The sequence below is a fragment of the Allobosea sp. P5_A5 genome, from assembly GCF_056400625.1.
The window spans coordinates 18,152-43,065 of sequence record NZ_JBFUKY010000017.1; the positions used below are offsets into that span (position 1 = coordinate 18,152).

Annotated in this window: 20 protein-coding genes; 7 read left to right on the forward strand and 13 right to left on the reverse strand. The window is 67.5% G+C overall.

Translation table 11 applies throughout. The features are described from left to right. The first annotated feature begins 38 nt into the window (after positions 1–38). A complete protein-coding gene (locus AC1DR6_RS21925; protein WP_476831396.1) occupies positions 39–803 on the forward strand; it encodes a hypothetical protein in 765 nt (254 codons plus the stop codon). 1 nt (position 804) lies between these two features. Here AC1DR6_RS21925 and AC1DR6_RS21930 read toward each other — a convergent pair whose 3' ends face one another. The 3 genes from AC1DR6_RS21930 to AC1DR6_RS21940 form a co-directional block, all read right to left on the reverse strand. Further along, positions 805–1,779: a lysylphosphatidylglycerol synthase domain-containing protein gene (locus tag AC1DR6_RS21930; protein ID WP_476831397.1), complete on the reverse strand. Its 975-nt coding sequence runs from the start codon at positions 1,777–1,779 to the stop codon at positions 805–807. 195 nt (positions 1,780–1,974) lie between these two features. Continuing rightward, a complete protein-coding gene (locus AC1DR6_RS21935) occupies positions 1,975–4,260 on the reverse strand; it encodes an NADP-dependent malic enzyme (protein ID WP_476831398.1) in 2,286 nt (761 codons plus the stop codon). A 113-nt stretch (positions 4,261–4,373) separates the two neighbouring features. Further along, positions 4,374–6,233: a methyl-accepting chemotaxis protein gene (locus AC1DR6_RS21940; protein ID WP_476831399.1), complete on the reverse strand. Its 1,860-nt coding sequence runs from the start codon at positions 6,231–6,233 to the stop codon at positions 4,374–4,376. Positions 6,234–6,304: 71 nt separating this feature from the next. Between AC1DR6_RS21940 and mutS the strand changes: the two genes are divergently transcribed. Further along, on the forward strand, positions 6,305–9,031 hold the full coding sequence (gene mutS / locus AC1DR6_RS21945) for a DNA mismatch repair protein MutS (protein WP_476831400.1): 2,727 nt from the start codon (positions 6,305–6,307) through the stop codon (positions 9,029–9,031). A gap of 216 nt (positions 9,032–9,247) precedes the next feature. On the opposite strand, the gene AC1DR6_RS21950 is transcribed toward mutS, so the two are convergent. The 4 genes from AC1DR6_RS21950 to minC all read right to left on the reverse strand — a co-directional run bounded on the left by AC1DR6_RS21950 (position 9,248) and on the right by minC (position 12,689). Next, complete coding sequence (locus AC1DR6_RS21950) at positions 9,248–10,684, reverse strand: M20 family metallopeptidase (RefSeq protein ID WP_476831401.1); 1,437 nt, start codon at positions 10,682–10,684, stop codon at positions 9,248–9,250. Positions 10,685–10,838: 154 nt separating this feature from the next. After that, positions 10,839–11,102, reverse strand: coding sequence for a cell division topological specificity factor MinE (minE, locus tag AC1DR6_RS21955; RefSeq protein WP_476831402.1), 264 nt, complete (start codon positions 11,100–11,102; stop codon positions 10,839–10,841). Then, positions 11,099–11,917 carry a septum site-determining protein MinD gene (minD, locus tag AC1DR6_RS21960; protein ID WP_476831403.1) on the reverse strand — a complete coding sequence of 273 codons (819 nt, stop codon included), beginning with the start codon at positions 11,915–11,917 and terminating at the stop codon, positions 11,099–11,101. Before minD ends, minE begins: the two co-directional genes overlap by 4 nt. 34 nt (positions 11,918–11,951) lie before the next feature. Then, the gene (minC, locus tag AC1DR6_RS21965; protein WP_476831404.1) at positions 11,952–12,689 is read right to left on the reverse strand and encodes a septum site-determining protein MinC; all 738 of its coding nucleotides are present in this window, start codon (positions 12,687–12,689) and stop codon (positions 11,952–11,954) included. Positions 12,690–12,844: 155 nt separating this feature from the next. On the opposite strand from minC, the gene AC1DR6_RS21970 reads away from it, so the two are divergent. Continuing rightward, positions 12,845–15,172, forward strand: a complete 2,328-nt coding sequence (locus tag AC1DR6_RS21970) for a heavy metal translocating P-type ATPase (RefSeq protein WP_476831405.1) — start codon at positions 12,845–12,847, stop codon at positions 15,170–15,172. Between the two features lie 25 nt (positions 15,173–15,197). Here the strand turns inward: AC1DR6_RS21970 and AC1DR6_RS21975 are convergent, their stop codons facing one another. The 4 genes from AC1DR6_RS21975 to AC1DR6_RS21990 all read right to left on the reverse strand — a co-directional run bounded on the left by AC1DR6_RS21975 (position 15,198) and on the right by AC1DR6_RS21990 (position 18,096). After that, positions 15,198–15,419 carry a hypothetical protein gene (locus AC1DR6_RS21975; protein ID WP_476831406.1) on the reverse strand — a complete coding sequence of 74 codons (222 nt, stop codon included), beginning with the start codon at positions 15,417–15,419 and terminating at the stop codon, positions 15,198–15,200. Positions 15,420–15,828: 409 nt separating this feature from the next. Further along, entirely contained in the window at positions 15,829–17,139 is a 1,311-nt protein-coding gene (locus AC1DR6_RS21980; RefSeq protein WP_476831407.1) for a sensor histidine kinase, read from the reverse strand. Continuing rightward, complete coding sequence (locus tag AC1DR6_RS21985) at positions 17,132–17,794, reverse strand: response regulator transcription factor (RefSeq protein WP_476831408.1); 663 nt, start codon at positions 17,792–17,794, stop codon at positions 17,132–17,134. The genes AC1DR6_RS21980 and AC1DR6_RS21985 overlap by 8 nt, the downstream gene beginning before the upstream one ends. After that, complete coding sequence (locus AC1DR6_RS21990; protein WP_476831409.1) at positions 17,791–18,096, reverse strand: PepSY domain-containing protein; 306 nt, start codon at positions 18,094–18,096, stop codon at positions 17,791–17,793. The genes AC1DR6_RS21985 and AC1DR6_RS21990 overlap by 4 nt, the downstream gene beginning before the upstream one ends. A gap of 119 nt (positions 18,097–18,215) precedes the next feature. On the opposite strand from AC1DR6_RS21990, the gene AC1DR6_RS21995 reads away from it, so the two are divergent. Then, positions 18,216–19,052, forward strand: a complete 837-nt coding sequence (locus AC1DR6_RS21995) for a hypothetical protein (RefSeq protein ID WP_476831410.1) — start codon at positions 18,216–18,218, stop codon at positions 19,050–19,052. 121 nt (positions 19,053–19,173) lie between these two features. Here AC1DR6_RS21995 and AC1DR6_RS22000 read toward each other — a convergent pair whose 3' ends face one another. Together AC1DR6_RS22000 and AC1DR6_RS22005 are read right to left on the reverse strand one after the other, a co-directional pair. Beyond that, positions 19,174–20,142: an ornithine cyclodeaminase family protein gene (locus AC1DR6_RS22000; RefSeq protein ID WP_476831411.1), complete on the reverse strand. Its 969-nt coding sequence runs from the start codon at positions 20,140–20,142 to the stop codon at positions 19,174–19,176. 143 nt (positions 20,143–20,285) lie between these two features. Next, positions 20,286–20,894 (reverse strand): TetR/AcrR family transcriptional regulator, encoded by a 609-nt coding sequence (locus AC1DR6_RS22005; protein WP_476831412.1) that lies wholly within the window; start codon positions 20,892–20,894, stop codon positions 20,286–20,288. Positions 20,895–21,088: 194 nt separating this feature from the next. Between AC1DR6_RS22005 and AC1DR6_RS22010 the strand changes: the two genes are divergently transcribed. Genes AC1DR6_RS22010 through AC1DR6_RS22020 form a run of 3 tightly spaced genes read left to right on the forward strand, consistent with a single transcriptional unit; the run spans position 21,089 to position 24,901 of the window. Continuing rightward, positions 21,089–21,583, forward strand: coding sequence for a (2Fe-2S)-binding protein (locus tag AC1DR6_RS22010; protein ID WP_476831413.1), 495 nt, complete (start codon positions 21,089–21,091; stop codon positions 21,581–21,583). Further along, positions 21,580–22,638 carry an FAD binding domain-containing protein gene (locus AC1DR6_RS22015; protein ID WP_476831414.1) on the forward strand — a complete coding sequence of 353 codons (1,059 nt, stop codon included), beginning with the start codon at positions 21,580–21,582 and terminating at the stop codon, positions 22,636–22,638. The genes AC1DR6_RS22010 and AC1DR6_RS22015 overlap by 4 nt, the downstream gene beginning before the upstream one ends. Next, positions 22,628–24,901 (forward strand): xanthine dehydrogenase family protein molybdopterin-binding subunit, encoded by a 2,274-nt coding sequence (locus AC1DR6_RS22020; RefSeq protein WP_476831415.1) that lies wholly within the window; start codon positions 22,628–22,630, stop codon positions 24,899–24,901. Before AC1DR6_RS22015 ends, AC1DR6_RS22020 begins: the two co-directional genes overlap by 11 nt. The last annotated feature ends 13 nt before the right edge of the window (positions 24,902–24,914 follow it).

Sequence of the window (24,914 nt, forward strand, 5' to 3'; positions counted from 1 at the left end):
GCCAAGCTGCTATCCTCGGGGCGAAGCAGGGCGGAAGCATGGACGAATCACAGCCGGCGCGCATGACCGTCGCCGACGGGCACAGCACCACCGAAGGCTTCCCATCCGGCTATGTCCAGGATCTCGCGCGGCCGATTCTGCTGGCGGGAAACGCCCTGCGATTCGTCGGCGGCTATGCCAGCCGCGACGGAAGGCTCGATGATATCCGGCGGATCGAGGCCGATGCCCGGATCGTCGATGGTGGCCTGCGCCGTCCCGGCCGCGAGGGCACCGCGACCCGGCTCCGGCTGACTCTGCGACCACTCTTGAATGCTGGCGAGGAATCGCGCTTGCTGCTGCTGATCGGCTGGCGCGAGGACGCCTCCGACATGCCTGCCTTCGCCGAGGCCTTTGTGCCCTCCACCGTATTTGAGGCGCTGAAGGCCGATCTCCTGGCTGGGCTGGCGCATGAGGTCAGCTTGAGCGCGACCACCAGCCTTTGGCTCCGCGAGCGCGACCGCGACCGCCCTGTGGACGCGTCGATCGATCGTTATCTTGGGCCCGATGGCGACGGGGCGGGCAGCATGCCGGCGCGCGGCTTCGTCGAAAAATTGGAATGGTCGGCACCGCCGCAGGGCGACATGGCGGCGGCGTCGAGCGTGTCGGAGTCTGTGCCGCAGCCCATTCCGCCGGTCCATGTGCCTGCGGCAGGGGATGTCGAGGAGGAGGAAGCGGTGGCCGACGAGCTGCGCCGCATCAACTGGAGCTTCCGTCAGTTCCTAATCCTGCTCGCTTTCCTGCTGATTATCCTGGCGATCAAATAGCTCAGCGCTCGCGCACGCGGATGCGGCGGAACATCTCGTTCAGCGCAAGCATGACCAGCGCGAGAATAAAGGGCAGAAGGTAGTAGATCACCCGAAACAGCAGCAGCGCGCCGAGCACCTGCTCGAAAGGGATGCGGTTGAGCGCGACCAGCATGGTGGCCTCGAAGACGCCGAGCCCGCCCGGCGAATGGCTGGCGATGCCGATCAGGCAGCCGAAGATATAGGCGGCCAGGAAAGTCGGGTAGTCGAGTTCGTAGCCGCCGGGCAGCAGTACGAAGAGCACGGCTGCCGCGGCGCAGACCTCGCAGGCGCCCAGCATCATCTGGCCGAGCGTGATGCCAAGACCGGGCAGCGGCAGGTTCCAGCCCCTGACGCGGACGGTGCGTTCGTCGGTCGCGACCCAGGTCAGATAGCTGAGGATCGCGGCCAAGATCGCTCCTCCCACGATATGCACGATAAGCGGCGAGGTGCGCGCCAGCACCGCGACCGATTCCGCCGAATAGAACAGGCTGACGCTGAGAATGGCGCCGAGCCCGAGCCAGAAGGTCAGCCCCGCGATCACGGTCAGGCTGGCGATCTCCGAGGCGCGGATGCCTTTGGGCGCATAGATCCAGTAACGCACGGTCCCGCCGGTCACGATCGGGAAGCCGAGGGTGAAGGACACCGAATAACTTGTGAACGAGGCCAGCGCCGTGGTGCGGTAGGGGATCGAGAGGCCCAGCCGGCGCAGCGCCAGCGCGTCATAACCGGTCAGCAGGAGGTAGCTCAGCGCGGTGAAGGCGCAGGCGAGGCCGAGCTGCCGCAGGCTTGCATGCTGGAAGGCGGCGGTGAGGTCGCCGGGCTTCATCTGCCCGATGATGTGCCAGAGCACGACGAGCGAGGCGCCGAAGATGGCGACGCTCGCGAGCGGGCCGAGCCACCACCAGCGACTGCGTCTGCGCAGGGGGGCACCTGGCTCGTGCGGGCCGAAGGACATGCGCGCTCTTGTCGGTTGCGCGCCGCCGGGCGGCGGCGCCATGGGACGAAAGGACACGCCGGCAGCGCACCTGCCGCAGACATAGCGCTTCGACACCGATGCACAAGCCGCCGCGGCAACAGAACGCGCGAGGAGGGCGCCGGGTCCGCCGGCCGGCCAGAATCACGCAGCGCTGGTGCCGCCTCGTGATCGTGATCAGCCGCCGATGTTGAAGGCCGCCAGCGCCGCCATGTTGACGATATCGGTGTCCTTGGCGCCGAGCGGCACGATCTGAACCGGCTTGTCGAGGCCGACGATCAGCGGGCCGATCACGGTTGCGCCACCCAGTTCCTGCAGCAGCTTGGTGGAGATCGAGGCGGAGTGGAACGCCGGCATCACCAGCACATTGGCCGGGCCGCTCAGCCGGCAGAACGGATACTGGCTCATCAGCTCGCGGTTCAGCGCGACATCGGCCGCCATCTCGCCGTCATATTCGAAATCGACGCGCTGCCCGTCGAGGATCGCCACGGCCTTGCGCACCTTCTCCGAGCGCTCGCCGGCGGGATGGCCGAAGCTCGAAAAGGCCAGCATCGCGACCTTGGGCTCGTAACCCAGCCTGCGACCGACACCGGCGGCCTCGATCGCGATCTCGGACAGTTCCTGCGCCGTCGGCATCTCGGTGATCGCGGTATCGGCGACCAGCACGGTGCGCTCGCGCGAGATCACCACGGAGACGCCGATCAGCCGATGGCCGGGCTTCTCGTCGATGACGCGGCGAACCTCTTCCAGCGCGATCGAGTAGTTGCGGGTCACGCCCGTCACCATCGCGTCGGCATCGCCGAGTGCGACCATAGCGGCTGCGAAATGGTTACGGTCTTGGTTGATCAGGCGCTGGCAGTCGCGGAAGAGATAGCCCTGCCGCTGCAGGCGCTCGTAAAGATACTGCGCATAGGCCGAATTGCGGTGCGAGAGCCGGGCATTGTGGATCTCGATGCCCTTGCCCTCCAGATCGACGCCGAGAAATGCCGCCGTCTCCTGAATGCGCTCGTCGCGGCCGACGAGGATCGCCTGGCCGAGCCCCTGGGCCACGAAGGAGGCGGCAGCGCGAATGACCTGCTCCTCCTCGCCCTCCGCGAAGACGACGCGCTTGGGATAGCGCCGGACGCGCTCGAAGATGCGGTTAAGCGTGCCCGCGATCGGGTCGCGGCGGCCGGCGAGCTGCGCCTTGTAGGCCTTGGTATCGACGATCGGCTTGCCGGCGACGCCGGACTCCATCGCCGCCTTTGCCACCGCCATCGGCACGACATGGATCAGGCGCGGGTCGAACGGCACCGGGATGATGTAGTCCTTGCCATAGCGCGGCCGCGAACCCTGATAGGCGGCGGCGACCTCATCGGGCACGTCCTCACGGGCGAGAGCCGCCAGCGCCTCGGCCGCCGCGATCTTCATTTCCATGTTGATCGTGGTGGCGCGCACATCGAGCGCGCCCCGGAAGATGAAGGGGAAGCCCAGCACGTTGTTGACCTGGTTGGGATAGTCCGAGCGCCCCGTCGCCATGATGGCGTCGTCGCGGATGGCGTGGACTTCTTCCGGTGTGATCTCGGGGTCGGGGTTGGCCATCGCGAAGATGATCGGATTCGGCGCCATCGAGGCGACCATCTCGGGGGTCACCGCGCCCTTTTGCGACAGGCCGAAGAAGGCGTCCGCCCCGTCCAGCGCCTGCGCCAGCGTGCGCCGGTCGGTGATCGCGGCGTGGGCCGACTTCCACTGGTTCATGCCCTCGGTGCGGCCCTGGTAGATCACGCCCTTGGTGTCGCAGAGGATGACGTTGTCGGGCTTGAAGCCCATCGCCTTCAGCAGTTCGATGCAGGCGATGGCGGCGGCGCCCGCGCCGTTGATCACGAGCCGGGTCGATTTGATGTCGCGGCCGGTAATGTCCAGCGCGTTGATCAGGCCGGCTGCGGCGATGATCGCGGTGCCGTGCTGGTCGTCATGGAAGACCGGGATATCCATCAGCTCGCGCAGGCGTTGCTCGATGATGAAGCACTCGGGGGCCTTGATGTCCTCGAGGTTGATGCCGCCGAAGGACGGGCCGAGATAGCGCACCGCGTCGATGAACTTGTCCGGGTCTTCCGTATCGACCTCGAGATCGATCGAATCGACATCGGCGAAGCGCTTGAACAGGACCGCCTTGCCTTCCATCACCGGCTTGGAGGCGAGCGCGCCGAGATTGCCGAGCCCCAGGATCGCGGTGCCGTTGCTGATGACGGCGACGAGGTTGGCGCGCGCGGTGTAGTCGTAGGCCCTGCTCGGATCTTCTGCGATCGCAAGCACCGGCACGGCGACACCGGGGGAATAGGCGAGCGAAAGGTCGCGCTGCGTCGCCATCGGCACCGTCGCCACGATCTCGAGCTTGCCCGGGCGTCCCTCCGAATGGAACAGCAGCGCCTCCTGGTCCGTGAAGGTCGGGCGGGCGCGTTTCGTCGTCGGGCGGTCGGTCATGGCAGGCATCTTCTTCTTGAGCGTTTCCTCGGCAGGACCATAGGGCACTGCCCCGCCGCATCACAAGAAGCGTTGGATCAGGAAGCGACCTGGCGGCGAAGGCGAGCGGCTGCTCAGAGCCTGTTGCGGACGCGCCTGGCGAAATCGCCGACATAGCGGTCGAGCGCCTCGGCCTGGTCGTCCACCTTGCGCGCCGCATCGGCGACCCGGAGCGCCGCATCTCCGGTGATGCGCGCCTCGGTGCCGACCGCGCCGATATTCGTGCTGACGCTGTCGGCGTTCGCGACCACGGCCTGGGCATCGGTCGCGATCCCGCTGGCGAGGTCCGCCTGCCGTGTCACCACGCTGGCGATGGCGCCGGAGGTCGCCTCGATCGTCGTCATCGTCTCCTGGATATGGCTGACCGCCTCGAAGGTCGTGGCGGCGGCCCGCCTGATTTCCGCCAGCGTTGCCGCGATGTCGCGGGTCGCCTTTTGCGTCTGCTCCGCCAGCGTCTTCACCTCGCCTGCCACGACCGCGAAGCCGCGCCCGGCGGCGCCCGCACGCGCCGCCTCGATCGTGGCGTTGAGCGCGAGCAGGTTCGTCCGCGAGGCGATCTCCTCGATGAAGTTCAGCACGGCGCTGACCTTGTCGGCGGCCTGAGCAAGCCCGGTCATGTCCTGCCGGGTGCTGCGAACATAGCTCGCCGCGGCGCGGACGGTTTCGTCGGCATGCCGGGTCTGGAAGGTCAATTCACGGATCGAGGCCTCGATATCCTCCGCCGCCATCGCGACGCTGCCGACGCGGCGCGACGCGCTGCCGGCTTCCTGCGTCGCCTCGTCGGCGCGGCCCGTGGTCTTGTTGGCGCTCTCGACCATCAAGCCGGCGGCCGCCTGCATGTCGCGGATAGCGATCCCGACATCGCCCAAAGCCTGGCCGACGGTGCGCTCGAGATCGCCGGCGAGCTCGCCGAGCGCGGTCTTGCGCAGAGCCTCGATCTCGTCGCGCCGGACCTCCAGCGTCTTCTCGGGCGTGACATCGAGCAGGATGCCGTCCCAGACATAGCTGCCATCCGACAGCCGGCGCCGCGACGATTCGCTGCGCAGCCAGAGAATGCCGCCATCGACCCGATGGTAACGGCCCTCGAAACGCCATGTCGGATCGTCGTGCGGCTTGTCGCGCTCCTGGCGATCGAACCGCTCGCGATCCTCCGTGAACATCTTGCCGAGCCAGATTTCCGGATCCTGCTCGGCCTCCTCCTTCGTGACGCCTAGCGCCTTGTCGATCCCGAAGGAGGCGAAGCGATAGGAGCGCTTGCCGTCCGGCGTGAGCATGCGCTGGTAGAGCATACCGGGCGCCCTCTCGATCATGGTCCTCAAGCGGTAGGCCGTCTCGCGGCGGTCATTGTCATTGATGATCACTATGCCCGTCAGCATGATGCCAATCGTGCTGACCAGTATCATCGCGGGCACGGCGTCGTGCAGGAAAGTCTCCCCGGCCGCGCCGGGAATGAACGGTGTCGAGCCGAGCAGGCAGACGGCGTCGATCGAGCTGAGCAGGATCATGTCCTGCGCCCTCAACGGCCGGCGCCGCTGACGCAGCCAGATCGAAAAGGCGATGCCGACTGCCATCCGGATCAGCACGCCACTGATCCCCGTGGCCATGCCGACACCGCCGGCCATGGCCCGCGCAATAACTAGCGGCACTGCGGTAATAATGGCAGCGAGCGGCCCGCCAATAGGTCCGGCCAGAATCACGAAGGTGTTGCGCGAATCGATCAGCAGTCCGGGATAGATTTCGACCGGGTTCGCCATGCCGACCAGCGCGCCGGCTGCGAAGAGAACCCCGACCGCCCACGGTCGCAGCCAGTCGCGCCCGGTGAAGGCAGGTGCGACCATTGTTAGCACCAGCCCGGCGAAGAGGAGGAAGAACAGGCTCTGGACGAGGTTGATCAGCAACGGGGCGGCCTTCCGCCGATGGGGAATCCCTGTCATCCTCGTTTCAATTGTTGAAAGCCGTCCTAACGGCTGGCCTCGGCCGCGCATTTTGCTAGCGTGCGCGACTCATGCGCCATAGCCCCCCCAGCGATGCGATCCGCGCCGCCAGCCCTGCGGGGGCTGCGCCCGAGCGCGTCACGCCGATGATGGCGCAGTACGTCGAGATCAAGGCCGCCAATCCCGACTGTCTGCTGTTCTACCGCATGGGCGATTTCTACGAGCTGTTCTTCCGCGATGCTGAAATCGCCTCGCGCACGCTGGGCATCGTGCTGACCAAGCGCGGCAAGCATCAGGGTGACGACATCCCCATGTGCGGCGTGCCTGTGGAGCGCGCCGACGATTATCTCCAGCGCCTGATCGCGGCCGGCCATCGCGTTGCCGTCTGCGAGCAGACGGAGGACCCGGCCGAGGCCAGGAAGCGCGGCCCCAAATCGGTGGTCAAGCGCGACGTCGTGCGCCTCGTCACGCCCGGCACCATCACCGAGGAGCGCCTGCTGGAGCCGGGACGCGCCAGCCTGTTGCTGGCAGTCGCGCGCCGCAAGACCGGCGAGGCGGCCTCGCTCTACGGGCTCGCCGCGATCGACATCTCGACCGGCCGCTTCACCGTGATGGAGACGCCGCAGGAGCGGCTCGCGATCGAGTTCGCACGTCTGGAGCCGCGCGAGATCGTCTGCCCGGACGCGATCCATGACGACCCCGAACTCAAGGAATTCTGGCGCGAGAACGCGATTCCCGTGACGCCGCTGGCCCGTGATGGGCTCGACGCGGCCTCGGCCGAGCGGCGGCTGAAGGAATTCTTCGGTGTCGCGACGCTCGATGCGTTCGGCGCCTTCAGCCGGGCCGAGATCGCGGCGGCTGGCGCTGCGTTGGCTTATGTCGAGCGCACCCAGTTCGGCGCGCGGCCGCCTTTGTCCCCGCCGGTGCGGGATGCCGGCTCGGCGACGATGCTGATCGACGCCGCCACGCGCGCCAACCTGGAACTCACGCGCACCTTGGGCGGCGAGCGGCAAGGCAGTCTGCTTGCCGCGATCGACCGCACCGTGACGCCGGGCGGCGCCCGCTTGCTGGCGGAACGGCTGGCAGGCCCGCTGACCGAACCCGCCGCGATCGCCGCGCGTCATGACGCAGTGGCGGTCCTGGTGGCCGATGTGGCCTTGCGCGAAAATCTGCGCCGCGCGCTCGACAAGGTGCCGGACATCGCTCGTGCCCTGGCGAGGCTCTCGCTCGACCGTGGCGGCCCGCGCGACCTTGCCGCGCTCGGGGTTGGTCTCGATGCCGCCCGCGAGATCGCGGCGATGCTCGTCCGGTCGGGCGATCTCCCGGCTGATCTGGCCCACGCCATGCATGCGCTCGCGGCCAGCGATCCGGATCTGCCGCTGGCGCTTGGCGCCACCCTTGCCGACGAATTGCCGCTCAATCGCCGCGACGGCCGCTTCGTCCGCGAGGAGCACGACGCCAGGCTGGACGAGCTACGTCTGCTGCAGGTCGATTCGCGCAAGGTGATCGCGCAATTGCAGGCCCGCTACGCCGCCGAGACGGACTGCCGGACGCTGCGCATCAAGCACAACGCCATGCTCGGCTACTTCGTCGAGGTGCCGCAGGCCGCCGGCGAGACCTTCCTGAAGGAGCCGTGGCGGGCCGTCTTCGTGCATCGCCAGACGATGTCGGACGCGATGCGTTTTTCCTCTATCGAGCTCGGTGAACTGGAGGCCAAGATCGCCTCGGCCGCCGACCGGGCGCTGAAGCTCGAACTCGCCATCTTCGCACGCCTGGCCGAGATGGTTCTGGCGCAGTCCGAAGCGATCAAGGCTGCGGCGCAGGCGCTGGCCGAACTCGACGTCGCGGCTGGCCTGGCCGATCTCGCTGCTGTCGAGGGCTGGACCCGTCCGCAGATCGACGAGAGCGTGGCCTTCAGCATCGAGCGCGGCAGGCACCCCGTCGTCGAGAACGCGCTGAAGCGCGACGGAAAGCCCTTCGTCGCCAACGATACCGAGCTATCGCCACCGGGCATCGATGCCAAGGGCGGGCGCATCTGCCTGATCACCGGTCCGAACATGGCCGGTAAATCGACCTTCCTGCGCCAGAACGCCTTGATCGCGGTGCTGGCGCAGATGGGCGCCTTCGTGCCGGCGGACCGCGCCCATATCGGCATCGTCGACCGGCTGTTCTCGCGCGTCGGCGCCGCCGACGATCTGGCGCGCGGGCGCTCGACCTTCATGGTCGAGATGGTCGAGACCGCCGCGATCCTGAACCAGGCCGGACCGCGCGCACTCGTCATCCTCGACGAGATCGGCCGGGGTACCGCGACCTTCGACGGGCTCTCCATCGCCTGGGCCGCGATCGAGCATCTGCATGAGATCAACCGCTGCCGCAGCCTGTTCGCGACGCATTATCATGAGTTGACGGCGCTGGGCGACCGGCTGGAGCGCGTCACCAACGCGACCGTTCGGGTCACCGAATGGAAAGGCGAGGTGGTCTTTCTGCACGAGGTGGTGCCGGGCGCGGCCGACCGCTCCTACGGCATCCAGGTCGCCAAGCTCGCGGGCCTGCCGCTCGCTGTGGTCGAGCGCGCCCGTGCCATCCTCGGCGAATTGGAGAAGACAGAGCGCGAGAAGCCGGTCGCCTCGCTGGTCGATGATCTGCCGCTCTTCGCCGTACCGCAGCGCCGGCCGGCACCACTGCCCGATACGGACGAACCGGACGGCTTGCGCGAGGCGCTCGACGCGCTCGAACTCGACGAGATGACGCCGCGCGCGGCGCTGGACGCGCTTTACCGGCTGAAAAGCCTGGCCTGAGCCAGAGCTTGCAGGCTTTCCGTAGCCCTCATCCTGAGGAGCCGCACAAGCGGCGTCTCGAAGGATGCTCACGGAGGCTCCGGAACCACCTGGAGCATCTTTCGAGACGCGCCTATGGCGCTCCTCAGGATGAGCGCTCGGGGCCCCAGCGGAATTTCAATGCGCGGCCATGTCGAGCGGCGGCTCGACATCGCCGCTCGGGGCCCCAGCGGAATTTCAATGCGCGGCCATGTCGAGCGGCGGCTCGACATCGTCGCCGATCGGGTTCTGGAACGGGTTTTTGGCGCGGAAGGCGGCGAAGTTGTCCTTCGCAGCTTTCAGTAGCTCCGGCTGCGACAGCGCATCGACCGCGACGCCCGCCATGGCCTTGGCTGCCAGCGCCAAGCCTTTATGGGCGGCCGGCGCCTTGCCCTGAGCCACCAACTGCCAGGAATGGCCAGGCGTGCCGATGGCATAGCAAGCGGCGCGACACTGCACGGTCGGCACCACCCAGCTCACCGTGCCGACATCGGTCGACCCGACCGAGAGATCGGTCTTCGCGTCGAGCGGATAGATCTCGTCGCTGAGGGATTCGCCCTCGCGCAGCGGCAATCCGGCGCGGCCATAGGAGGCCCGGATGTCGTCCTGCGAGAAGGTCTTCTGGAATTCCGCCGCAAACGCCCGGTCGGCCGCATCGAAGCCCGGCCCGCCGAGGCGTTGGAGATTGGCGTGCATCGCCTCCTCCAGAGGCCGGTTGCCGACGAGGTTGGCATCGCCCGAGAGCTGGCGTGCCACGACCTTTGTCTCGGTCATCAGCGCGGCGCCGTCCGCGATTGCTTTCACCCGCCGCACGAGATCCCACATCTCACCGAGCGTCAGTGCGCGGATCAGATGGCGCACGGTCGCTTGCGCCTGCACGACATTGGGGGCGATGCCGCCGGCGTGGATATAGGCGTAATGCACTCGCGCCGAGGCCGGCATGTGCTCGCGCATGTAGTTGACGCCGATATTCATCAGCTCGACCGCATCGAGTGCGCTGCGTCCCAGATGCGGGGCCGCGGCGGCATGCGAGGCGCGGCCGTGGAAGGTGAATTCGAACTCGACGCAGGCGAGCGAAACCGGGTTGTTGACGCCGGAGAAGGCGGCCGGGTGCCAGCAGATCGCGATATCGACATCGTCGAAGACGCCGGCCCGCACCATGAAGCCCTTCGACGAGCCGCCCTCTTCGGCGGGGCAACCATAGTACCGCACGCGTCCGGGCTTGCCGGTCGCAGTGAGCCAGTCCTTGACGGCGGTGGCCGCTAGAAGCGAGGCCGAGCCCAGCATGTTGTGGCCGCAGCCATGGCCGTTGCCGTTATTCACCAGCGGGCGATGTTCGGCGATGCCGGCCTCCTGGCTCAAGCCCGGCAGCGCGTCGTATTCGCCGAGGATGGCGATCACCGGCCCGCCTTCGCCGGCCTCGCCGACCATCGCGGTCGGGATGCCGGCGAGGCCGGTTTCGACCTTGAAGCCCTGCTCTTCCAGCATCGTGCGGTGCTGCGCGGCCGAGCGTTCTTCCTGATAGTTCAGCTCGGGCATCTCCCAGATCCGGTCGCTAAGCGCGAAGAACTCGGGCGTTTTGGCATCCGCGAGGCGCCAGATTTCGGCGGAGTTGGAGGATGCGTCGTTGCTCATGGGTCAGGCCTGCCTATTCAAGCTGGCGCTCTCCCGAAGGAACTCCTTGAGAGCGTCAGAAAGTGCAGCCCTCATCCTGAGGAGCGCTTCGCAGAAGCGCGTCTCGAAAGACGAGGGCTGAGGGTCTTTTCAAATGGATTGTCGAAGGCGGCCTTCAGGCCGCCTTCTTGCCCGCATCGAACGGGATTTCGATGTCGACCGCAAGGGTCGAGACCTGCGCGCCGCGTTCCATGCGGACGGTGACCTTGTCGTCGTCGACCTGCATGTGCTTCGAGATCGCACGCAGGATTTCGTCGCGCAGTTTGGTGATGAGGTCGGAGTCACCCACAGCGGCGCGCTCATGCGCGAGCAGGAGCTGAAGGCGTTCGCGCGCAGCCGGAGCCGACTGACTGCGGGAGAAGAAGCGAAGCAGGTTCATGCCGCTTTCCTTCCGAAGAACTTGCCGAAGAAGCTGCCGCGACGCTCGCCGGGGATTTCGATTGGCAGGGTTTCGCCCTGAAGCCGGCGGGCGGCGTCGAAATAGGCCAGTGCAGGCGCGCTCTTCTCGTCGGCCAGCGTCACCGGCGAGCCGACATTGGAGGCGCGCAGCACGTCCATGCTCTCGGGAATGATACCGAGCAGCGGGATCGAGAGGATTTCGAGCACATCGTCGACCTTGAGCATGTCGCCGCGCTCGGCTCGGACGGGATCGTAGCGGGTGAGCAGCAGGTGCTTCTCCATCCGCTCGCCATTCTCGGCCTTCAGCGTCTTGGAATCGAGCAGGCCGATGATGCGATCGGAATCGCGCACCGACGACACTTCCGGATTGGTGACGACGATGGCGATGTCGGCATGGCGCATCGCCAGCGTCGCGCCGCGCTCGATGCCGGCCGGGCTGTCGCAGATCACCCAGTCGAAGGCATGGCGCAGCGCGCCGATCACGGTCTCGACGCCCTCGGCGGTGAGGTTGTCCTTGTCGCGGGTCTGCGAAGCCGGCAGCAGGTAGAGCGTCTCCAGCCGCTTGTCGCGGATCAGAGCTTGGGTCAGCTTGGCCTCGCCCTGGATGACGTTGACGAGATCGTAGACGACGCGGCGTTCGGCCCCCATCACCAGGTCGAGATTGCGCAGGCCGACGTCGAAGTCGACGACCACCACCTTGTCGCCGTTGCGGGCCAGCGCCGCGCCGAGTGCGGCGGTCGACGTCGTCTTGCCGACGCCGCCTTTGCCCGATGTGACCACGATGACCTTGCCCATAGACCTCTCCCCGTTATGCGTGAACGCGCCTTGGTCAGGCGAGCGATTCGATCTTGAAACTGTCGCCTTCCAGCCAAAGCTGGACGGCCTTGCCGCGCATCGCGGGATCGAGATCCTCGGCCGTCTTGTAGTAGCCATCGATCGCGACGAGCTCGGCCTCGAGCCTGCGGCAGAAGATGCGGGCCTCGGCATTGCCCATGGTGCCCGCCATCGCCCGGCCACGCAGCGTGCCGTAGACATGGATAGACCCGCCGGCGATGACCTCGGCGCCTGAGGCGACCGAGCCCAGGATGGTGACGTCGCCTTCGGTGAAGACCAGTGACTGGCCCGAGCGGATCGGCTCGGTCACGACGAGGGAGGTTGGCGCCTTCTGCGTCGCCGGAACGGGTGTGACGCTGATGGGCGCCGCCATGGCTGGCTCGCTTGGCTCGGCGGCGGCTGGAGCCTCGACATCCGGGGTCGCGCGGCCATCGCTCAATGCCGGCGGCAGATCGGCGCCGAGCATCGAGGGGCGGGCGCCTTCGATGCCCATGATTCGCACGTTTCGCGCGGCGAGCTTGGCGATGAGGTCGCGCAGCTCGGTGCGGTCGATCTCGAGCCCGCTGATGTCCAGCACCGCCGGGCGCCGCATGAAGAAACCGGCCGAAAGCGAGGCCAGATCGTCGAGCCGGACGAGCCAGTCCTCGAAGGGCAGCTCCGGCGCAAGCGCCAGGGCGAGAAAGCTGCGCCCTTTCAGGCGAATGGGCCTTGGTTGCGTTAACACTCTGGTCATCTTGGTAAATTTTCGGTTTCTTCGCTTAGCAAGCGAATGGTTAACAGTCGGTAAATCATCGCGCCGCTACCGCCATATCCTGTCAGCAAGAAAGCGCTTGAACCTGAAGTGGCTAGAGGTTGTAGGGAGTGTGTCTCGACATGTAGGAGACGAACATGGCCGCAACCGATGACCGCAAGACGCCCGTCCTGGCCTGGACGGTGGGCGGCATGGATTGCGCGAGCTGCGTCGCCAAGGTGCAAGGCGCGGTCGAGAGGATGCCGGGCGTCGCCGATGTCAGTCTTTCGCTGATGTCCGAGACGCTGCGTCTGCGCCTCGACGGCGGCGAGACCTCGCCGGAGGCGGTCGAAAAGCGGGTTTCAGGCCTCGGATACCGAATCGCCCGCATCGGTGCCGTACCGGCCGCCGAGACGAATCAGCCGGGCGCGCACCGGCACGATCACGCCTGCTCCGGCGACCACGATCATGACCACGCCAGCCATGACCACGCCAGCCATGACCACGCCGGCCATGACCATACACACGAGGCGGTGCCGCAAACGAAGAACCAGCCGGCCGCCGCCGATCATGGGCACGGCCTCCCCGGCCATGTCCATGAAGCCACCCCGGCAGGCACGGCCTGGTACCGGACCGCCAAAGCCCGCCTGGTCTTCCTCACCGGCGCCTTGCTGGCTGGCGCCTGGGCGGCGAGCCTGGTCTGGCACGGCGCCTCCTACTGGCTGTTTTTCGCAGCCTGCCTGATCGGACTCGTGCCGGTGGCGCGCCGCGCCTTTGCGGCGGCGATGGCCGGCATTCCCTTTACCATCGAGATGCTGATGACCATCGCCGCGACCGGCGCGCTGGTGATCGGCGCGGCCGAGGAGGCGGCTTTGGTCGTCTTCCTGTTTGCCGTGGGTGAGGTTCTGGAGGGCGTCGCTGCTGACCGTGCCCGCGATTCGATCCGCGCTTTGGGCAAGCTCGTGCCCAAGACGGCGATCGTCGAGGAGGGGGGCGCGTCCCGGCCAGTCGATGCGGCTTCGCTTGGCATCGGCCAGATCGTGCTCGTCCGTCCGGGCGACCGCATCCCTGCCGATGGCGAAATCGTCTCGGGCGTTTCGGGCGTCGACGAGAGCCCCGTCACCGGCGAATCGATCCCGAAAACCAAAGGCATCGGCGAGCCCGTCTTCGCCGGCTCGGTCAACCGCGAGGCCGCCCTGCGGGTGAAGGTGACCCGTGCCGCGCAGGACAACACCATCGCCCGCATCATCCGGCTGGTCGAAGAGGCGGAGGCCGCCCGCGCCCCGACTGAGCGCTTCATCGACCGCTTCTCGCGGATCTACATGCCGATCATCGTCGGACTCGCGGTCCTGGTCGCGCTGGTCCCGCCTCTGGCTTTCGGCGGCGTCTGGGACGTCTGGATCTACCGCTCGCTCGCTTTGCTGCTGATCGGCTGCCCTTGCGCGCTCGTCATTTCGGTGCCGGCGGCGATCGCCGCTTCGCTCTCCACCGGCGCACGTCAAGGCCTCCTGATGAAGGGCGGCGTTGTGATCGAAGCCGCAGCCAAGGCCGGCCTCGTCGCCTTTGACAAGACCGGGACGTTGACGGCGGGCACGCCGCGCGTGACCGAGATCGTCGCGCTGGGAGCCGATGAGGCCCGCGTGCTGGAGCTGGCGGCGGCGGTCGAGACCGGGTCGAGCCATCCCCTCGCGCTCGCCGTGCTGGCCAGCGCGAAGGAGAAGGCCGTCTCCGTCCGCCCGGCCGACGATGCCTTGGCGGTCGCCGGCCAGGGCGTCACCGGCAAGCTCGACGGCGTCGCGATCTTCGTCGGCGCGCCGCGCCATGCGGTCTCGCGCGCATCCTTCAGCGCCTCGGCAACGCAAGCCACCGACCGGCTCGAGGCGGCTGGCAACACCGTCGCCGCAGTGGTCGCCGATGGAGCGCTCGTCGGCTTGATCGCGCTGCGCGACGAGCCGCGCGAGGATGCGGCCGCCGCCATCGCCGAACTGAAAGCGATGGGCGTGCGCTCCCTGATGTTGACCGGCGACAATGCCCGCACCGCCGCCGCCATCGCCGGCTCGCTCGGACTGGAGCACAAGGCCGAGCTGATGCCGGACGACAAGGTCGCCGCGATCCGCGAGGCCGCCCGCACCACTCCCGTCATGATGGTCGGGGACGGCATCAACGATGCACCCGCGCTCGCTACCGCCAGCATCGGCGTCGCCATGGGGTCGGGAACCGACGTCGCGCTTGAAACAGCCGATGCCGCGATCCTGAAAAGCCGCGTCCGCGATGTGCCGGCGATGATCCGGCTCGCGCGCGCCACGATGGGCAACATCCGCACCAATATCGCCATCGCGCTTGGCCTGAAGGCCGTATTCCTGGTGACGAGCGTGCTGGGTTATACCGGGCTGTGGGTCGCGATCCTCGCCGATACAGGCGCGACGGTGATCGTCACGGCCAATGCGCTGCGGCTGCTTCGTTTCAACGCGACGAAGGCCAGCTGAGGCGAGCCGACTGGCTTGCCGTGGTCTACGCTGTGTTAGCGCTGGCAAGCCCGGCAATGTCGTCCTGGCTCAATTCGCGGCGGCCGACCGTCATGCTTTCCACGCGACCGGCTGCGAGGTCGGTCGCGATTTCACGGAGCGCGGTCGCGAGATCCGGATACTCCATCTGATAGGTGGCCATCAGCTCGCCGCCGCGCTTCACGCTCTGGCGCAGCATCACCACGACCTCGCCATCCTCGATCGGCATCAATCCTCGCAACGGGTCAGAGTGGCCCCGGTCGGGACGATCGTGAAGAAGCAATCATCCTCGTAATGCACGGCGGTGCCGTCCTCCAGGGTGTAGGACGTCATCGGAAGGCTTGGCCAGTCGCGCCAGACGACGACCTTGTGGAGGTTACCCTCCGAATCTCGGCAGCGCTCCGTGCGGATCACCTTTTTGACCGGATGAGACGGTCTGGCGGCCTCGGTCGATCTCCACATCGCAACCATCGCACACCTCACACAACGCAACCCATGACCCTCAACCGGCGAAGGTCGAAAGCGGTTCCGAGCGGATGACGGCCTGGCCTCGACAATGCGACGAGCGCAGGACAGGGCAGGATGGATCCGTTGACCCCGGTCAGGCGACGGGCGCACGAAAAAGGGTGCCGCTTGCCTCAGGCTTCGGCCAGCGGCAGCGACAGCACGACGCGTAGGCCGGGTTCCCCGGCTTCCAATGTCAGCTCGCCGCCATAAAGCGCCGCGATCTCGTGGGTGATCGGCAGGCCGAAGCCCGAACCGGCGACGGCCTCGTCGAGCCGTCCCCCCCGGCTGAGCGCGATGTCGATGTCGCGCGGTTGTAGCCCGGGCCCGTCGTCACGGACGCGGATGATCGCCATCCGCTGGTTCCGCTCCGCGGTGATCTCGACGACGGTCGCGGTCCATTTGCAGGCGTTGTCGAGCAGATTGCCGCACATTTCGTTGACGTCATGACCATCGCAGGCGACGTCGATGTCGTCGGGAATGCCGACCACGAAACGCAGCTCGCGTGCGGCGTGGATCTTCGACAAGGCCAGCACGAGATCGGCAATCTGTGGCGCGAGCCGCGTCCTGACATGGCGTCCGCCGAGCAAAGCCGTTGACCGGGCACGGCGCAGGTGATGGCCGATGCGCCGGTCCATCGCGGCAATGGCCGCCGCGAGGGTTTCGCGGTCCACCGTGTGGCCGTCCCGCAGCTCTGCCGCCAGTGTGGCGAGCGGCGTCTTCAGGCCATGGGCGAGATTGCCGATATGAGCCCGCGCCCCGGCGATCTGGTCGGCGTTCTGGGCAAACAGCGCATTCAATTCGGTGACGAGGTCGTGCACTTCGGCTGGCTGCCGCTCCGGCACGCACCGGGCGCGACCGGCGCGCACATCCGCAAGCGCGAGCGATAGTCGTCGCAAGGGCCGCAATCCCAGGAAGACCTGCGCCGTCACGGCCGCCAGCAGCGCCAGCGCCAGAATGCCCAGCGTCAGGGCCAGCATCCGCCGGGCGGTGCGCACGGGTGCGACAAGCTCCTCCTGCGGCGCGGCGGCGACGAGCTGGAAGGGCGAATCCGCGCCCGCTAGCCGAATGCTGCGGCTGCGCAGATGAAGCGGCTCGCCGCGCGGTCCGTGGACCGGTTCCTGCGCGGACAGGCCGGCGCCGCCGAGCGAGCGCGACTGCAACGCCACGCCGTCGCCCGTCACCTGCCAATACCAGCCGGACAGAACCCGATCGTAAGGCGGCAGATCGAGGTCCCGCCGTAAGCCCACCTGCCCATCCGGCCCGATCGTCAGGGCCGAGGCGAGCGCCAGCAATTGGGCATCGAGCCGCTGGTCGATCTGCAGGGCGGTGAAGCGATCGAGCGCGCGGTCGATCGCGAAGCCGGCCACCGACAGCGCCAGAACGATGAACAGCATCGCGGCAAGCCAGAGCCGGCGCGCCAGGGAAGGCCCGCGTTCAGCCATCGCAGACGAGCCGGTAGCCGAGACCGCGCAGGGTTTCGATGCGCTCCGTGCCGATCTTCTTGCGCAGGCGCGCGACGATGACCTCGATGGAGTTGGAATCGACCATCGCATCGCCCTCATAGACCCGCTCCAGCAGGTCCGCGCGTTGCACCACCACGCCCTTGCGCAGCATCAGTGCCGAGAGCACGCGCCATTCCAGGGCGGTCACCTTCAGCGGCAGCCCTTCGAAGCTGAAGGTGCCAATCTGCGCGTTGAAACTCAGCGGGCCGCAGACGATCTCGGGGTTCGCATGCCCGGCGGCGCGGCGCACCAGCGCGCGCAGGCGCATCGCCACCTCCTCGATGCGGACCGGCTTGACGAGGTAGTCGTCCGCGCCGGCCTTGAAGCCCTCGACCTTGCTCGTCCAGTCGTCGCGCGCGGTCAGGATCAGCACGGGCAAGGCGCGCTGCATCCCTCGCCAGGCCGCGATGACCTTCAGCCCGTCGACCTTGGGCAGGCCGAGATCGACCAGCGCGGCGTCATAGGTCTCGGTCTCGCCGAGATGCTGCCCGTCCTCGCCGTCGCGGGCGAGATCGACGGCCCAGCCCTCGGCGCGCAGGGCGCCGCAGAGCGCCTTGGCGAGCGCGGCATCATCCTCGATGACGAGCAGCTTCATGGCACGCTCCGTGGAGGCGCCGCCCGGACAGCCCCGGCGAGATCGCGCCCCTCCGCGCCGAGATAATCGCCCGTCTGCGCGGAGATGCGGATGGTCACGACATCCCCGGTGGAGGTCAGCAGCTTGACCTCGTAGACTTGGCCGGCGGGCTCGTCGCGTTCCGCATCGTCGAGGTCGACATCGATCACCTCGCCGGCGAAGCGTTCCAGCGCGGTCGCTGCGGCCTGTGCCGCATTGATCCTCGGCCGCGGCGCGGCGAAGGCCGTGGCGGCAAGGCTCCCGATCAGAAGAACGGCGATCATCCATCGCATGATGGCGGCACTATCTCGCGCGGCTGAACTGAAACTGAACGGGCAGGTTCAGCTTGGTGAGGGGCAGGTCGATGCAGGATACGCTCCATCGCAACAGGAGTTTCAGTCCATTGACCTTGAAATCATATCTCCCGCTCGGAATCCTCGCTCCCGCCGTGCTGGCCGCCGGGCTCTCGGGCATTCTGTCCGCCACCGCGCAGCCCGCGCCGCCGGCTCCCGGCGCTCCGCCACCGCCTGCCGCCAGCCAGGGCGTCGGCACCGCGCGCCTCGAAGGCGAGGTCCGCGAAATCTTCGGTGACAAGGTCATCGTCGAGGGCCCGTCGGGCCGCGTGCTGGTCGAGACGGGTCCGGAAGGCAGCCGGCGGACCGGGCTCGCCATCGGCGACAAGCTGACGGTCGAGGGCGCCCAGCGCGATGGCTTCGTCCACGCCTTTGCCGTCACCAAATCTGGCGGGCCGCGCATCGAGCTTGCGCGGGGGCCCGAAGGGGGCCCCGGCGCCGGCCCTGGCCCGCGCCCCGGTGGTCCGCTTGGCCGTGGACCGGAGATGGGTCCCGGCCCCCGTCCGGACGGCCCGCGCGGCCGCGATGAAGCCGGCTATCGTGAGCAGACGGTTCTCGATGCGGTGCGGCATGCCGGCTTCCGCGATGCGCGTGTCATCGACGTGAAGAAGCATCATGCGGAGGTCGAGGCCGTCTCGGCCGAAGGGCGCAATTACGAGCTGCATGTCGAATTCGACGGCAACATCAGGACGCGCGAGGACACCACCCTCGTCCGAGACGAGGCGGCGGTGCGCGGCGCGGTCGAAAAGGCCGGCTACACCTATGGCGGCCAGATGCGGCCCGAGAAGAAGCATGTCGTCGTGACCGCGACCAACGCGCGCGGCGAGCGCGTCGAGCTCGACGTTCATCGCGACGGCACCATCCGCAAGGAGCGGCGCGTCTTCTGACGCTGATTGCGAGGCCATTTTAACGCTACCGAGGCCGGCCGTGCTCGTCACCGCCGGCCTCGACCTGTCATCGCATCCTTCGCGTAACGGATGGTGCCGTTAGCGCGGAGAACACCCCTCGTCATCTCGGCAAGGCGAGGCCGATCCCGCGCTCTTTAGCCCGCGCCATGACCAGACGCGCCAGCGCCAGATCCGCCAGCGCGAAACCCCGAAAGCAGAAAAGGGACCGGGCATTTGGCGCGGTCGGATGAGCCGCGTTCGCCAGCGCGACGAGGTCGTGGCTGAAGCGTACCGTGCTCACCGGATTGCCGTCGACGTCGTACGGCGCTTTCGACTGCTCGAGACTGTCGGTCGCCAGAACGTCGAAGGCGGGCAGGCTCTCGGGGATCCAGCTTCGGCCGATATCGACCGCGCTTGCAAAGGCGGTCGCTTTCATTTTGCCGGCATCGAGAAAGGGCCTCAGGCCCGGCGCGCCCGGCACCATCGAGATCACGATATCGCTTCGCGCCAGCACGCTGTCAGCGTCGATCGAGATCTCCGCCGCGAGCCCATATCCTGTTGCGGCTTGTGCCAGTTGCTCGGCGGAAGACCGGCTGCGGCTGAAGGCCAATGCCGTGACGAGGCCGGGATAGAGGTCGCGGAAGGCGGCAAGATGAGCGTAGGCTTGCAGCCCGCAGCCGATGAAGCCGATGGTCTGCGGCGCGCTGGGCGCCAGATGCGTGGCGGCCGCCGCCGAAAGTGCCGCGGTCCGGATCAGCGTGATCTCGTCGCCGTCGAGAACCGCCAGCGGCGCGCCGCTGCGATAGTCGCTGACGCAGATCAGCGCGTTGATGCCCGGCGTTGGGCTGTCCGGCCCGACAGGGGCCATCGACACCCATTTCAGCGTGGCGATGCCATCGGCCTCCGACGCGGCGGTCATCGCCTGAAAGCCATGGCCGGGGCCGAGTCCGAGCGCGCTTTTCGGCAGGCTGCGGTTCAACCCGGCGGCATGGTCGCGAAAGACCTGAAGAACCGCCTCGCGCGCGTCGCCAGGCGCAATGGCAAGGTCTTTCACGTCGCCTCGCGAAAGATAAAGCAGCCCTTGGGTCATCAGGCGAATCTCCAGGCGCAATCGATAGCAGGGCCGCCGTATGAAGCGACTTCTGGCCGGGGTTGAATAACAGAACCCGGTACCCGTCGCGCTGAATTTCGAGGCTGCACAGACCGACGATCCCTGCGCCGATGTCGCTGTTTTCAGTATGCCGGGGCCGGGCCTTGACTGGCTGAGCAAACGCCTAGCCCATCGACGAACACGTTGACGAGCCGAATGACGGAATCCTGCCAACCCGGCTGATCGTGCAGATAACACATGCCGATTAGCGTCCGCAGCAGGTCCTCGGCGCTCACATCATCGCGCAATTCGCCGGCGGCGATGGCCCGTTGCATCAGCAGGCTCACGGCCTTGCTCAACCTGTCGAACGAATACGCATAGAGTTCGGATGGAGCGTGGGCCGCCAGAGCCAGCGCCGCGAGCATGCCCTTTTTGGTCGCCACGAGCCGGACATTGGCCTGCAGCCAGAGCCGCAGCGCTTCGACCGGCTCTGTCTTCAAGGCGAGTTCGGCCGCGAAACTGGCGAGTTGATCGACCTCATGTCGATAGACCGCTTCGAACAGGGCCTCGCGCGTCGGAAAATGACGGTAAAGCGTGCCGATGCCGACCTCGGCGCGGCGCGCGACGGCCTCCAGGCTGGCATCGGGAGCGCCGGCGCCGAACACGCTGCGCGCGGCTTCGAGCAGCCGGTCGCGGTTGCGGGCCGCATCGGCGCGCGGCTTGCGGGGGGGCTTGAGGGGACGGTCTGGCATCGTCTCGGCGGGATTGTTGTCTGGAACCCTTGTAAAGCGGAGGTCGCCTCCGTATTCTCTCTTCAGAGCCTGGGTCGATCTCGTCCGAAAGCGGCCGACCTCGACCTTGAGCGATGTTGCGAGCCGCGGCCGGGGACATGCCCCGCCCCGGAGACGATCGTGACAGGCCTACACGATATTGATCGGAGCAGTGCATGACTTTCTCCATCAGCTTCACCATCAACGGCGAGCTGCGCCAGATCGCGCTTGATGACCCGCGTGTGACGCTACTCGACCTCCTCCGCGAACGGCTCGACCTGACCGGCACCAAAAAGGGCTGTGATCGCGGCCAATGCGGCGCCTGCACCGTTCTCGTGGACGGCCGCCGGATCAATTCCTGTCTGGCGCTGGCGGTCAGCCATGACGGGGCCGCGATCGAGACGATCGAGGGCGTGGCCCGCGACGGCGCGCTGAACCCGGTGCAGGAGGCTTTCATCGCCCATGACGGTTTCCAGTGCGGCTTCTGCACCCCCGGCCAGATCATGAGCGCGATCGGCCTGATCCGCGAGGGCCATGCGGGAGACGACCCCGAGCGCGTGCGCGAAGGCATGAGCGGGAATCTCTGCCGCTGCGCCGCTTATGCGGGCATCACCGAGGCGGTGCTCGACGCGCAGAAGGCGATCTCCGCCGAACAGAGGAACGCGGCATGAAGACGTTCGATTATGTCAGGGCGGAATCGGTCACGGAAGCGGTCGCGGCGGCTTCGCAGGCCGGCGCGGCCTATCTCGCGGCCGGCACGAACCTGCTCGACCTGATGAAGGCCGGCGTCAGCCGCCCGGAACGGATCGTCGATGTGACGCGGCTGCCGGGGCTCGATCGTATCGAGCGCTTGCTCGATGGCGGATTCAGGATCGGCGCCATGGTCCGCAATGCCGACCTCGCCTATCATCCCGAATTCGCGCGGGCCTTCCCGATGGTTGCCGAAGCGCTTCTGTCGGGGGCGTCGGCGCAATTGCGCAATGCCGCGACCGTGGGCGGCAATCTGCTGCAGCGGACGCGTTGCGCCTATTTCTACGACACCTCCAGTGCCTGCAACAGGCGCGATCCCGGCACCGGATGCGATGCTTTGGAGGGCGAGAACGCTTCCCATGCCGTGCTGGGCTGGAGCCGCGCCTGCATCGCCACGCACCCCTCGGATTTCTGCGTGCCGTTGGTCGCCAGCGAGGCCGTCGTCGAAATCGAAACGCGCAGCGGCCGCCGCGACATCCCGCTCGAGGCGCTGCACTGCCTGCCCGGAGACCAGCCCGAGCGCGAGACGACGCTGGAGCCCGGCGATCTGATCGTCGCGATCCGGCTGCCGCCGGAAGCGGCGGCCTTCGCCGGCCATGCGCGATACCTGAAGCTGCGCGAGCGAACATCCTACGCTTTCGCGGTGGTTTCCGCCGCGGCGGCTTTGGTGCTTGAGGGCGACACGATCGTGCAGGCGCGGCTGGCGCTCGGCAGCGTCGCGGCGAAGCCCTGGCGTTGCCATGAGGCGGAAGCCGCATTGATCGGAGCCCGTCCGACGGTCGAGGCTTTTCGCCGCGCCGCCGATATCGCCTTGGCCGCAGCCAGCCCGTCCGGCGACAATGCCCACAAGATCGAGTTGGCGCGCCGCATTATCGTCCGTGCCTTGGGCGAGGCCGCAGCGGGTACGCCGGCGCGGCCGGCAGCGCTGCCCGCTTCCCCGTTCTCGACCCATCCTGGAGTTCTCCATGACGCTTGAGACCCCGCTCGGTCAGGCAGCCCCGCATCGGCGGCATGGCTCCAGCATCGGCCAGCCGCTGACCCGCCGGGACGGCTATCTGAAGGTGACGGGCGCCGCCCGCTATGGCGCCGACAACCGCCCCTCCGGCATGCTTTATGCCGTCATGGCGGTGGCCGGCATCGCACGCGGCCGCGTCGCCTCGCTGGATGTCGCGGCGGCGAAAGCTCATCCCGGCGTCGTCGACGTCATGACGCCGGCACACAAGCCGGATCTCGCCATGGATCCGGACGAGAAGACGAACCCGTTCATGTTCCGGCTCGATCTGCTGCAGAACGACCGCGTTCGTTATCCCAACCAGCCGATTGCCGTCGTCATCGCGCAGACGCTCGAGGCCGCCACCGAAGGCGCGGCGTTGCTGGCGCCGACCTATGACGTCGAGCCCGCGCGTGTCGGGCTCGACGGCGAGCGCTTCGTTCCCGCCGGCGTCGGTGTCGGCAATCCGGCCTCCGCCAGCCATGGCGACGTCGAGGCCGGTTTCGCCGCCTCGGTGCGGACGACCGAGGCGGTCTACGAGACGCCCTCGCAATATCACAACGCGATGGAGCCTCACGCCATCGTCGCCTCCTGGACGGACCAGGGTTTGCTGATCGATACGCCGAGCCAGGGCATGGCGATGGCGCAGGGCCGGATCGCCGGGCTGTTCGGCATTCCGCCCGAGACCATCCATATCCGAAGCCCGTTCCTCGGGGGCGGCTTCGGCTCGAAGGGGCTGGTTTCCGGCCCGCAGGTGCTCGGCATCATGGCGGCGAGGCTCGTCGGACAGCCGGTGAAACTCGTCATGCGTCGCGAGCAGATGTACGGGCCGGTCGGGCATCGCGCGCCTACACGCCAGACCTTGCGCCTTGGCACCGACGAGCAGGGCCGCTTGACCGCGCTCGATCACCACACGCTGACCACGTCGAGCACCTTCGACGATTTCTTCGAGCCGGCGTCGGACATCTCCCACACGCTTTACGCCGCCTCCGCCGTAGCGACCTCGCATGAGGCCGTCCGCACCGACGCGGGCACGCCGCTGTTCATGCGCGCGCCGGGCGAGGCGACGGGTTCGATTGCGTTGGAAAGCGCGATCGACGAGGCCGCCTTCGCCTGCGGCATGGACCCGATGGCCTTTCGTCTCGCCAATTATGCCGAGGTCGAGCCGATCTCCGGAAAACCGTTTTCTTCCAAGGCTTTGCGGGAGTGCTATGCGCAAGGGTCGGAGCGGTTCGGCTGGTCGAAGCGCCCGCTCGCTCCACGCATGATGCGCGACGAGGCCGGCTTCCTCGTCGGTTGGGGCATGGGCACGGCGACGTTCCCGGCTCTCATGTTCCAGGCCGCGGCACGGGCCATCGTCAAGGCCGACGGGTCCGGTCGCATGGAAATCGGCGCCCATGACATGGGGCAGGGCGCCTGGACCGCGCTGGCGCAGATCGCGGCGGATGGGCTCGGGCTTGATCTCGACGACGTCGAGTTCGTCTCCGGAACCTCGGACCTTCCCGATGCCGGCATTGCAGGCGGTTCGGCCCATACCGCGACCGCCGGCATGGCGGTCCATAATGCAGGCGCGGCGGTCATCGCCAAGCTGGCTGATCTCGCGACCGCCGACCAGCGCTCGCCCCTGTTCGGCGCGGGCAATGCGGGCGTCGTCGCGCGCGACGGCCGCCTCCACCGCCGCGACGACGAAAGCCGCAACGAAGCCTATGGGGAGATTCTCGCGCGGGCCGGGTTGGCCGAGATCGAGGCAAGCGGCAAGGCCGCCGCCGATCCCGCCGCACAGGAAAGCTATGCGATGCACGCCCACGGCGCCGTCTTCGCCGAGGTGAAGGTCGACCCCGATCTAGGCCAGATCCGTGTGAGCCGGCTGATCGGCGCTTTCGCGGCCGGCCGGATCATCAACCCCCATCTGGTGAAAAGCCAGTATTTCGGCGGGATGATCTGGGGCATGTCCTTCGCGCTGCACGAGCAGGCGATCATCGACAAGCGCTCGGGCCGGATCATGAACGGCGATCTCGCCGAATATCATGTGCCGGTCAACGCCGACGTGCCGCATGTCGAGGCGATCATGGTCGAGGAGCACGATCCTCACGTCAACGCGCTCGGTATCAAGGGCGTCGGCGAGATCGGAATCACGGGCTCGGCCGGTGCGATCGCGAACGCCGTCTGGCACGCGACGGGGGTGCGCTGCCGCCGCTTTCCGATCGGGCTGCACGACATCATCCAGCAGCCCGAGTTCCGCCCATAACATCCAGCCCGGA

Excerpts from the sequence above, each read along its gene's own strand:
- AC1DR6_RS21925 (WP_476831396.1), top strand. The coding sequence starts at position 39 with ATGGACGAATCACAGCCGGCGCGCATGACCGTCGCCGACGGGCACAGC.
- AC1DR6_RS21930 (WP_476831397.1), bottom strand. The coding sequence starts at position 1,779 with ATGTCCTTCGGCCCGCACGAGCCAGGTGCCCCCCTGCGCAGACGCAGT.
- AC1DR6_RS21935 (WP_476831398.1), bottom strand. The coding sequence starts at position 4,260 with ATGACCGACCGCCCGACGACGAAACGCGCCCGCCCGACCTTCACGGAC.
- AC1DR6_RS21940 (WP_476831399.1), bottom strand. The coding sequence starts at position 6,233 with ATGACAGGGATTCCCCATCGGCGGAAGGCCGCCCCGTTGCTGATCAAC.
- mutS (WP_476831400.1), top strand. The coding sequence starts at position 6,305 with ATGCGCCATAGCCCCCCCAGCGATGCGATCCGCGCCGCCAGCCCTGCG.
- AC1DR6_RS21950 (WP_476831401.1), bottom strand. The coding sequence starts at position 10,684 with ATGAGCAACGACGCATCCTCCAACTCCGCCGAAATCTGGCGCCTCGCG.
- minE (WP_476831402.1), bottom strand. The coding sequence starts at position 11,102 with ATGAACCTGCTTCGCTTCTTCTCCCGCAGTCAGTCGGCTCCGGCTGCG.
- minD (WP_476831403.1), bottom strand. The coding sequence starts at position 11,917 with ATGGGCAAGGTCATCGTGGTCACATCGGGCAAAGGCGGCGTCGGCAAG.
- minC (WP_476831404.1), bottom strand. The coding sequence starts at position 12,689 with ATGACCAGAGTGTTAACGCAACCAAGGCCCATTCGCCTGAAAGGGCGC.
- AC1DR6_RS21970 (WP_476831405.1), top strand. The coding sequence starts at position 12,845 with ATGGCCGCAACCGATGACCGCAAGACGCCCGTCCTGGCCTGGACGGTG.
- AC1DR6_RS21975 (WP_476831406.1), bottom strand. The coding sequence starts at position 15,419 with ATGCCGATCGAGGATGGCGAGGTCGTGGTGATGCTGCGCCAGAGCGTG.
- AC1DR6_RS21980 (WP_476831407.1), bottom strand. The coding sequence starts at position 17,139 with ATGGCTGAACGCGGGCCTTCCCTGGCGCGCCGGCTCTGGCTTGCCGCG.
- AC1DR6_RS21985 (WP_476831408.1), bottom strand. The coding sequence starts at position 17,794 with ATGAAGCTGCTCGTCATCGAGGATGATGCCGCGCTCGCCAAGGCGCTC.
- AC1DR6_RS21990 (WP_476831409.1), bottom strand. The coding sequence starts at position 18,096 with ATGATCGCCGTTCTTCTGATCGGGAGCCTTGCCGCCACGGCCTTCGCC.
- AC1DR6_RS22000 (WP_476831411.1), bottom strand. The coding sequence starts at position 20,142 with ATGACCCAAGGGCTGCTTTATCTTTCGCGAGGCGACGTGAAAGACCTT.
- AC1DR6_RS22005 (WP_476831412.1), bottom strand. The coding sequence starts at position 20,894 with ATGCCAGACCGTCCCCTCAAGCCCCCCCGCAAGCCGCGCGCCGATGCG.
- AC1DR6_RS22010 (WP_476831413.1), top strand. The coding sequence starts at position 21,089 with ATGACTTTCTCCATCAGCTTCACCATCAACGGCGAGCTGCGCCAGATC.
- AC1DR6_RS22015 (WP_476831414.1), top strand. The coding sequence starts at position 21,580 with ATGAAGACGTTCGATTATGTCAGGGCGGAATCGGTCACGGAAGCGGTC.
- AC1DR6_RS22020 (WP_476831415.1), top strand. The coding sequence starts at position 22,628 with ATGACGCTTGAGACCCCGCTCGGTCAGGCAGCCCCGCATCGGCGGCAT.